The sequence below is a fragment of the Streptomyces minutiscleroticus genome, from assembly GCF_014650875.1.
Taxonomy (GTDB): Bacteria; Actinomycetota; Actinomycetes; order Streptomycetales; family Streptomycetaceae; genus Streptomyces; species Streptomyces minutiscleroticus.
This window is the reverse complement of the sequence record NZ_BMVU01000125.1, coordinates 1-7,446: the sequence shown is the minus strand read 5'-3', so window position 1 is coordinate 7,446 and position 7,446 is coordinate 1. Positions and strand designations below refer to the sequence as shown.

Below are 7,446 nucleotides of genomic sequence, written 5' to 3'. Positions count from 1 at the left end.
GCCGAAGTCGTCGACCTCCTTGCCGCCCTGGCACCCACGCTCAGACAAGCCGTCCGCGAAGCGTCAAGGAAGGCGTTCGTCCTGCTCGACGGCACCCCCTGCTGCCGATCGACCGGATCGCCGCCGACCGGCCGTTCTACTCAGGCAAACACAAGAGGCACGGCATGAACGTCCAGATCCTCGCCGACCCGGCCGGCCGCCCGCTGTGGGCTTCACCCGCCCTGGCCGGTGCCATCCACGACATCCGCGCCGCCCGTCAACACGGCATCCTCGACGCCCTCGCTTCCGCAGGCATCCCGTGCTGGGCGGACAAGGGCTACCAGGCGGGTGCTGGAGTCCGCCCTCGAGGGCGAGATCACCGACCACGTCGGCTACGAGAAGCACGATCCGGCCGGGAAGAACAGTGGCAACAGCCACAACGGCACCCGGGCCAGGAGCGTGCTGACCGATGTCGGCCCGGTTCAGGTGAGGGTGCCGCGGGACACCGAGGGCGGCTTCGAGCCGTGAGAATCGTCAAGAAGCGGCAGCGCCGGACGGCCCGCCACCAGCACCCTCTTCGCCAGCGGTGTCAAGAAGTGGGCCACCTGCATTGACCTGGAGCGTTGTTTACGCGGCTGATGGGTGGCTGGCCTTCAAGTGCGGTATGGCACCGGTGGTGGTTGTAGATGTGAAGGAAATCTGCCAGTGCGTCGGTGCGTTCGGCGTTGCCGGAGTACGGGCGTACGTATGCCCACTCGTCGAGCAGGGTCCGATTTACCCTCTCCACCTTGCCGTTCGTCTGCGGACGGTACGGCCGGGTGCGTTTGTGGACGATGCCGGCCGCGCTCAACGTTTGTCCGAACAGCCGGGATCGGTAGCAAGAGCCGTTGTCGGTCAACACGCGTTCGACGGTGATGCCGTGAGCGGTGAAGAAGGCGTTCGCGCGCTGCCAGAAGGCGGTGGCGGTCTCTTTGCGCTCGTTGGTCAGGACCTCGCTGTAGGCGAGCCGGGAGTGGTCGTCGATGGCGGAGTGGACGAAACTGTAGCCGATCACGGGGCTGCCGCCCTTGCGCGCGGCGGTAGTGGCCTGCCGGTTGGCGAGGGCTTGTTGCCTGGGCATGATGCGGTGACCGCCGCCGTCGGGGATGTTGCCGAGCTTCTTGATGTCGACATGGATGAGCCCACCGGGACGTTCGCGTTCGTAGCGGCGGATGACCTGGCCGGTGGGCCGATCCATCCAGCGTAGACGGTTCAGGCCGCGTCGAGTCAGGACGCGGTGGACCGTTGAGGCGGGCATTGTCAGGATCGGTCCGATGCGTGCGGGCCCGAGCTTGCGTTCGCGCCGCAGTTCGCAGATGCGGTTCTCGATGTCCGCAGGCGTGCGATGGGGTGTCGTCAGGGGGCGGCTCGAGCGGTCGAAGAGCCCCGCGTCGCCTTCGGCTCGCCAGCGACGGACCCACTTGTAGGCGGTGGCGCGGGAGATGCCCATTTCGTCTGCGACGTGCGCTACTGGGCGGCCCGCTCGTACCCGGTCGACCAGGAGGCGTCTGCCGTGGACGGTGAGGCGGGCGTTCGGGTGAGACACGGGCACCTCGTCAGTCCATGACCGGTCCGCCCCGGGTGGGGCCGGTCGTGTCGTGGAGGAGGAACTGTCCGCCCGCCTGCTCGGCGAGGCCGGCACCGAACAGGGCGCCGGGTGTGTAGGCGCCCGGCCGGCCCTCGCCGCGGGCAAGATGGGCGGCCACCGAGGCGGCCACCGAGGCGGTGTAGGCCATGCCGTCGTCGGCACGCAGCCAGCCCTCCCGGCGGGTGCCGTCAGCCCAGGTGACCACCGCGTGCCCCCACGAGTGACGGCGAGGGGCCGGGGATTCCTTCATCTTGGCCTTGGCCATCCGGCTGAGGGCGAAGCGTCGCAGCGGCTCGATAGACAGCAGCTTTCCGACGAGTGGGGCCACGGCCCGCACGGCGCGCGAGGTGGGAGCCATCCCGCTGGTCACTGTGACGGACGGCGCATTGCTGGCCCGGTGGGCGGCGAGGAGCTCGGCGGTGGGAGCGCCCGCGGACTTCGCCTGTTCCCCGTCAGGGAGGGTGAGGTTTTGGAGATCGGCGCCGAGGCGTGAGGTGACCATGCGTCCGTCGGTGTAACGACGTCCACCGGTGGCAAACATGTCGATCATGGAGGCGGCGAAGGCGGCGCCGACGACTCCGGCGCTGAGGGACACCGAGGCCAGCGCGTCGACGCGCACGGCGGCGGGGACCGGGCGGTCCTCGCACAGCTTGATCACGACGGCTTCGGTGGCCAGCACGCCGAAGCCTGATCCGGTCACCAGCGTGCTGCCCGCCTGTTCGGCCTCCCGACCCAGGTCGAGCAGGCGGGGGACGGCGGTCAGATCTGCGGCCAGGTCAAGGTAGTGCCCACCGGGCATGCACGCCCGGGCGATGACCGGGGCTGTCTCTGCGTAGTTCCCGATGCCGTTGAAGACCACGGCAGGTCGCTGCCGGGTGATCTCGGCCGCGATGCTGTCGATGCCGTTCGCGATGACGACTCGGCTCCCGAGGTCCGCAGCGGTCTTGCGCAGCCGGTCGCCGTCGCTTTCGCGTCCGACCAGTACGGGCTTGAGTCCCTGGGCGGCAAGGTTCGCGGTGACGGCGCTTCCGATGCGCCCGCCCGCGCCGAGGATCCAGATCTCTTCGGGTCGCGCGCTCTGGGTGGTGTCGGTCATGAGCCTGCTCCTGTCGTGCCATGAATGCGGCGGTCGCCCACCTCTTCGAATACAGCGGTCGTCCCCTCACAGTGATGTCTCACTGTGTCATCACTGACTCTAGCACTGATGGCACAGTGAGACATCACTTGCTATCGTCCGACTATGGCCAGATGGGATCCCGGAACCGCGGAGCGCCTCACACAAGCAGCGCTCGAGCTCTACACAGAGCATGGATACGACAACGTGACGGTGACGCAGATTGCCGAGCGGGCCGGGATCACCCGCCGCTCGTATTTCCGCTACTTCCCCGACAAGCGCGAGGTCCTGTTCGCCGGCTCGGAGCGACTGCCCGCCGCAGTGCGTGCGGCAGTCCTAGACGCCCACCCGGCCGCTTCTCCTCTGTCGGCAGCCCTCGAGGCTCTCACTCAGGTCGGCGCCGCCCTTACCGAGCACATCGACCGCACCGCTGAACGCCGCGCTGTGATCGCCTCCAGTCCGGAGCTTCAGGAGCGGGAGCGCACCAAGCTCGCTGTGGTCACGAGCGCGATCCAGGACGCGCTCCTGCAACGGGGCGTCGACGACGACAGCGCGAAACTGGTGGCACAGATCGCCACCATCGCATCCCAGAACGCCCTCGACCGCTGGGCTGAGGGGTACGGCGAGAAGGACTTCGCGACCTGCCTCCACGCAGTCGCCATGTCGCTCCGGGACGTGCTCACCGAAGGCATCGACAGCAGCCGCTTTGAGTGAGAACTGCACCACCTGCTGTCTGCCATCGGACCCGCACGCCTGCCGTCAACAACGCTCGTGGTCAATACATCGTGGCGATGCCGCAGCCACGCCTCCAGGCGGCGGACGCCGACACGGCGGATCGCCGCCGGCGTCTGGTAGCCCGTCAGCAGGACGAACGGCCCACACCCCTTCGGCGGCAGAGTGCGCTCAGGAGCCGGGAAGAGCTCCAGAAGCTGGGCCCGCAGCCGATTGATCTGCCGGGTGCGGTCACTGACCAGGTCGTTCCGGCGCCCCGTCAACGTCCGCAGATCGCCGGTGACCTCGTCACCGGGCCGCAGGAGGCCAAGGTCCTGCCGCATGCGAGCCTGGTCCGCGAGGACATGGGCGTCCCTGGCGTCGGTCTTGCCCTGCCCGCGGTAGCCGCTCGAGGCATGGTGCACGGACAGGCCGGTGAGGTGGACCATCGGCTGTTGCCGGGCCAGCAGCAGCCCGATCAGCAGGGCAGCGCCGCCGTGGGCGGCGTCCACGGCCCACAGCACCTCACCGCCGTCGGCCAGCGTGAACACGTCGCTGAGCAGCTGTAACAGCTCGCCCTCGTCGTTGGCCACGCGCCGGGACAGCAGACGTCCCCCGCCAGCGTCGACCACCGCGCAGTGGTGATGCTCCTTGCCGATGTCGATTCCGGCCCAGATCTCGAGCATGACCACCCCCGGCCAGCTCGTTGCCCCATGCGGCGCGCACGGCCTCACCGGCGTTGTCCTACGGAGCGATCAAGTCGCGTGTTCCAATCAGCGGTGGGTGTAGCCCTTCCTGAGTGACGGTGTCGGTCAGGCTCTGACAGGAGGGGGAGGAAGTCAACGACAGACTCGTCGCCGCCGGCGTCAACATGACCGAACCCGGCGCCACCCCGCCCGCCCCGGACACACCCGCCACCGGCCAGCAGGCAGGCAACGCCGGGAACGCCGAGGACACGCAGGGAGGCGAGGGGATCGCGGGCGGGCCGCCGGCCGGGATGACCGTGATCGTCACCGGCGCGATGACCGGCCCTGTGGAGAAGCTCAGCCGCAACCGGATGAACGAACTCGTCGAGCAGGCCGGCGGGCGTTCCTCCTCCAGCGTCTCCAAGAAGACCACCCTGGTCGTCGCGAGGGAGGACGCGGGTTCGAAGCGGGCTAAGGCCGAGAGCCTCGGCATCCGCCCGGCCACCCCCGACGAGATCGCCGCCCTCATCGCCGACCACCTCGACCGGGGGCCGCCACGAAGCCGCCGCCCCCGTTCCCGGGCTCAGCCGATCGTCTGGGTGCCGATGACGGACAGCAGACGGAGTTTCTCGTAACTCTCGGAGCCGGGGACGGCGGTGTAGACGAGCAGCCGGTGCGACTGGTCGGTGTCCAGGAGGGACTGGCAGTGCAGCTCCAGGTGCCCCACCTCGGGGTGGAGGAACCGCTTGACCTGCTGGGGGCCGACACCCACCTCGTGGGTGTCCCACAGGGTACGGAACTCCTCGCTGCGCTCCAGGAGGAGGTCGGCGTAGTGCGCCGCCCGTGAACCCGGACCCCTCAGCGTGGCGACCTCCCGCAGCCCGGACGTGAACATGCGGGAGAGATGGGCATGATCCTCCGGCGCGTACAGGGCACGGGTCTCCGGCCGGGTGAACCAGCGGTAACCCATGCTGCGCTCGGGACCGGTGAACCGTGTGGTGTCGCCGGTCAGGGCCACGCCGAGCGGGGTCTGGCGCAGGGTCTCCCCGAGTTCGCCGACGATCTCGGCGGGGGTGTCGGCGAGGCGGTCGAGGATGCGCAGCAGGCCGGGGCCGACGTGGTCACCGGCCGAGCCGCGCACGGGTGGACCGAGCCCGATGAGACGGAACAGATGGTCGCGCTCCTCCAGGGACAGATGCAGCCCCTGCGCGATCGAGGCGGCCATCTGCGGGGAGGGCTGGGGGCCGCGCTCGCGCTCCAGCCGTGCGTAGTAGTCGGTCGACATGTGGCACAGTGCCGCGACCTCCTCGCGCCGCAGACCGCTCGTCCTGCGGCGCGGCCCGCGGGGGAGGCCGACGTCCTCGGGCTGCAGCGACTCCCGCCGATGCCGCAGGAACGCGGCCAGTCCGGCCCGGTCGATCGCCATGTTTCCCCTCCTCCGTGACGCTTCCCTTTCTACCGCCTCCCACAGCCGGTCACGGCGGCGCAGCCACGGATCGTCGATCCCCCTCTCGGGGCGGCGCTCCGGGCGCGACGCGCCCGGTCGCCCCCGGCACAACCCCTGGAGCAGCGAATTGCGAGGAAAGTCCGCCGTATCCACGGCCCCGCGATCAGTGGCTCGGCAGGCCCTGCACCGGGCCGGCGGATTGGGGCACGGTGGTCTCACCGCACACCACCAGGGAGCCCACTCATGCCACGTACCGACATCGACATCACCGTCCCCGATCTGTCCGGCAGGCGCGCCGTCGTCACCGGCGCGAGCGACGGCATCGGACTCGTCCTCGCCACCCGCCTCGCGGCCGCCGGCGCCGAGGTGCTCCTCCCTGTCCGCAATCCCCGCAAGGGCGAGGCGGCACTGGCCGCGATCCGCACGGAGGTCCCCGACGCGGACGTGTCACTGCGCACGCTGGACCTGTCCTCACTCACGTCCGTCACGGCACTGGGTGAGACCTTGCTGGCGGAGGACCGCCCGATCCATCTGCTCGTCAACAACGCCGGCGTCATGACGCCGCCCGAACGGCAGACGACCGCGGACGGATTCGAGCTGCAGTTCGGCACCAACCACCTCGGCCACTTCGCCCTCGTGGCCCGTCTGCTGCCGCTGCTCCGGGCCGGCCGCGCCCGCGTGACGACGCAGATCAGCGTCGCGGCGAACAGCTACGCGATCAACTGGGAGGACCTCAACTGGGAACGCTCGTACAGCGGCGGGCGCGCCTACAGCCAGTCGAAGATCGCGGCCGGACTGTTCGGCCTGGAACTCGACCGTCGCAGCGAGGCCGGCGGCTGGGGCATCACCAGCAACCTGTCCCACCCGGGCGTCGCCCCCACCAGCCTCCTCGCCGCCCGCCCCGAACTGGGCCGCGCCAAGGACACCGTGAGCGTGCGCGTCATCCGCGCCCTGTCCGCCCGCGGCGTCCTCCTCGGCACGGTCCGCACGGCGCAGCTCCCCGCCCTGTACGCCGCCACCTCGCCCGAGGCCGAGGGCGGAGCGTTCTACGGTCCCGGCGGGCCCGGCCACCTCGGCGGCCCGCCCGTGCGGCAGAAGCTCTACAGCCGTCTGCACAGCACCGACGAGGCCCACCGCGTATGGGCCCGTTCCGAGGAACTGACCGGAGTCCGCTGCGCGTGAGCGCGGCGGCGACCCTCACCGAGACCCCCGCCCCGGCCGCCGGCGCGGTACGACGACCCGAAGGCCGACGGCGGTGAGGGTCAGGCGGCCTTCCCGTCAGGGCTTGGGCGAGTTCCGGAGTCGGGCGGTTGGTCGGGCCGTGACCGGTTGGGACGTATAGCAGAACAGGCACGGACTTCGCGGTCATTGGGGTGTCGAAGATCAACGGTCATGAAGTGGCCCGTGCCTGCCGCTGTATCTTCCCCTGTCCCGCCGGTGCTGGTGAAGCTGGGGCCACTGGATGCCGACCGAGTCGCTGACCTGCGGCCTTTCCTGGATCTGGTGCCTGACCCGCGTGCGCGGCGGGCCGCTGGTACTTGCTGACACGGCAAGACGCTCAGGGGCTCCGCCCGTCTCGCCACCGCCCGCCGGCACCTGCTCGGCGCAGACACCCACCATCGGGCGGTGACCCTCGCCCAGGCGGAGGTCGGCGCGAAGACGAACGAGAAGGCGGGGCATCTTCGGGTTAGACCGCGCACTTCCAGCCCCTGCTGGAGCCACTCGACCTGGACGCAGCCCTGGTCACCTTCGATGCGCTGCACTCGGTCCAGGCGAACGTCACCCGGCTGGCCGAGGCCAAGAACGCCCACTGCATCGCGGTGATCAAGCGCAATCAGCCGGCCGCATACCGGCAGCTCGCCGCCCTGCCCTGGCGGGACAC

The 7,446-nt window shown here is 70.0% G+C and carries 5 protein-coding genes and 4 pseudogenes; 5 read left to right on the top strand and 4 right to left on the bottom strand.

Annotated elements, in window-relative coordinates; all coding sequences use genetic code 11:
* Both IE271_RS39805 and IE271_RS39800 read left to right on the top strand, forming a co-directional pair.
* Nucleotides 1-368, top strand: a pseudogene (locus IE271_RS39805) (transposase family protein); the annotation flags it as partial.
* A pseudogene (locus tag IE271_RS39800) lies at nt 319-533 on the top strand (transposase); the annotation flags it as partial. The pseudogenes IE271_RS39805 and IE271_RS39800, both read left to right, overlap by 50 nt.
* Nucleotides 534-568: 35 nt before the next feature.
* Here the strand turns inward: IE271_RS39800 and IE271_RS39795 are convergent.
* Both IE271_RS39795 and IE271_RS39790 read right to left on the bottom strand, forming a co-directional pair.
* Nucleotides 569-1,564 (bottom strand): IS481 family transposase, encoded by a 996-nt coding sequence (locus IE271_RS39795; RefSeq protein ID WP_190195319.1) that lies wholly within the window; start codon nt 1,562-1,564, stop codon nt 569-571.
* 10 nt (nt 1,565-1,574) lie between these two features.
* Nucleotides 1,575-2,702: a saccharopine dehydrogenase family protein gene (locus tag IE271_RS39790; RefSeq protein ID WP_190195318.1), complete on the bottom strand. Its 1,128-nt coding sequence runs from the start codon at nt 2,700-2,702 to the stop codon at nt 1,575-1,577.
* A gap of 144 nt (nt 2,703-2,846) precedes the next feature.
* Here IE271_RS39790 and IE271_RS39785 point away from each other — a divergent pair, with 144 nt between their 5' ends.
* Nucleotides 2,847-3,434 carry a TetR/AcrR family transcriptional regulator gene (locus IE271_RS39785; protein ID WP_190195317.1) on the top strand — a complete coding sequence of 196 codons (588 nt, stop codon included), beginning with the start codon at nt 2,847-2,849 and terminating at the stop codon, nt 3,432-3,434.
* A gap of 74 nt (nt 3,435-3,508) precedes the next feature.
* Here the strand turns inward: IE271_RS39785 and IE271_RS39780 are convergent.
* Nucleotides 3,509-4,117: pseudogene (locus IE271_RS39780) on the bottom strand (IS110 family transposase); the annotation flags it as partial.
* 158 nt (nt 4,118-4,275) lie between these two features.
* Between IE271_RS39780 and IE271_RS39775 the strand changes: the two are divergent.
* Nucleotides 4,276-4,662, top strand: a pseudogene (locus IE271_RS39775) (BRCT domain-containing protein); the annotation flags it as partial.
* A 38-nt stretch (nt 4,663-4,700) separates the two neighbouring features.
* Here IE271_RS39775 and IE271_RS39770 read toward each other — a convergent pair.
* On the bottom strand, nt 4,701-5,543 hold the full coding sequence (locus tag IE271_RS39770) for a helix-turn-helix transcriptional regulator (protein WP_190195316.1): 843 nt from the start codon (nt 5,541-5,543) through the stop codon (nt 4,701-4,703).
* Nucleotides 5,544-5,807: 264 nt separating this feature from the next.
* Here IE271_RS39770 and IE271_RS39765 point away from each other — a divergent pair, with 264 nt between their 5' ends.
* Nucleotides 5,808-6,746, top strand: a complete 939-nt coding sequence (locus IE271_RS39765; RefSeq protein ID WP_190195315.1) for an SDR family oxidoreductase — start codon at nt 5,808-5,810, stop codon at nt 6,744-6,746.
* Nucleotides 6,747-7,446: the final 700 nt, after the last annotated feature.